Below are 1,636 nucleotides of genomic sequence, written 5' to 3'. Positions count from 1 at the left end.
CATCTCGGCCCTGTCGCTGGCCAACTCCGCACAGCAGGGCGTCCTCCAGCTCCTGCGGTAAGAGCAGTCTCCTTGATGGACATGGCGGCCGGGGCAGAGCGACCCAGCTGCCTGTCATTCGATCCGCGCGCCCGGCCCAGCTGAGCGTCGACCGTTCAAGGTCGGCTCCAACCCTGCGCGCTGACAGCCTGCGCCGAGCGGGCTGTCCCTCCTGCATCGGGTCTCGCCGATGCCGCGCGTTCCGTCATCCCAGCAGCGATCCTGATCCGGACAGCGCGCGCAGCGAGCCCTACATGTCAACGACGCCTACTGAACAGCCGACGCGTCGGCCTGGCCGCCCACGACTCGCTGTGCACGAGCGGCGACGCAACAGCATCTCGTTTCATGTGCGCGACGATTTGCGCAGAGCCATCGAGCATCTGGCCAGGGTCAATGGGGTATCCCTCAGCAAGCAAGTGGAAGCCTACGTCGAAAAATGCGTCCTCGAAGACGTAGTCACACGGGCTGCAAATTACCCAGACTCCATTGATCCCGTCCTTGCGACGATATTGAACGATGAAGCTCCGGCGGCGAGCGCCTGAGGCATGGGCTCGCAAGAGTTCGGGAGCGGGGTGGTCCGTTGGCAGACATCGAGGGCACTCCTCGATGCGCAGCACGTCACCGGGCGACATTCCGGTTCAGCTCGCTGGCCGCGCGGCCGTCAGCCTGTAGCCGCGCCAGCGCGACGGCGGGGTGTCTCCCGGGCTTTCGGCCGGGAATGCCCACACGCTCTACCAGCTCAGTGGCGGTCGACGGTTCGGACGTCTGCGCCGCCAGCACGCCAGGGCGAGGGTCCAAACGCGGCCGGGCGCGTCGAGACGATGGGACCTTCGGCATGACGCCGGGCTAGCGTGAGTCGCCGTCCACGACGAGTCCGCGGCACGCGGCGAGGTGCCACAAGCCTCCGCTCGCGGTAGGCGAAGGTCGCAGTCCGGTTTCAACCCGGTCCAGCCGCGACCCCGATCCTGTCGGAAGCCCAGAAGCCGACCTGGCTGGCAGAGTGGTGCTGACGTGTCGGGCCCTAAAATCACGCCGAGAAGATCCGCATTATCTCGAAATTTTTCAATCGAGGAATTTTTTGCGGTCCTGATCTGATTGTATTTTGGCACGAAGCTCTGCAAGCCCTCACTTGGCAATTGTCGAGCGAGTCGAATTTGTCGATGCCAGCTCCCGACGAAGCTGAGTGATCGTTCGGCAGTCGCTCATGACAGTTTCGCTTTTACCCGCGCGCCTGCATGATGTGCGCTCGATCGAAAGCGGCCGGAGCAGAGCTCCGGCCACCTCATTAGTTGGAAAGACGGTTGCTTACCGCAGGAGCTGGAGGACGCCCTGCTGTGCGGAGTTGGCCAGCGACAGGGCCGAGATGCCCATCGACTGGCGGGTCGACAGCGCCTGCGAGTTCGCCGCTTCCTGGTTCAGGTCGGCGTTCGTCAGGTTGGCCGAACCCGTGCTCAGCACGTTGATCAGCTGCTTGGAGAAGTCCTGACGGTTCTGAACGACCGACAGGTTCGAGCCCAGGGAGCTCGCCGCGGAGTTCAGCGTGTTGCCGGCGCTGGTCAGGGTCGCCAGGGTCTTGTTGACGTCCGAGTTCAGCAGG

At 64.2% G+C, this 1,636-nt stretch carries 1 protein-coding gene; it reads right to left on the bottom strand.

Features of this window, described 5'->3' with window-relative positions:
• Positions 1-1,344: 1,344 nt before the first annotated feature.
• A partial coding sequence (locus ACTJK8_RS32290) for a flagellin (RefSeq protein WP_440763206.1) occupies positions 1,345-1,636 on the bottom strand: 292 nt, incomplete at its 5' end.

The sequence above is a fragment of the Methylobacterium sp. 22177 genome (genome assembly GCF_052045615.1).
Taxonomy (GTDB): Bacteria; Pseudomonadota; Alphaproteobacteria; order Rhizobiales; family Beijerinckiaceae; genus Methylobacterium; species Methylobacterium radiotolerans.
Note: the sequence above shows the minus strand (reverse complement) of the source record. Positions and strands in the feature narration are given on the sequence as shown.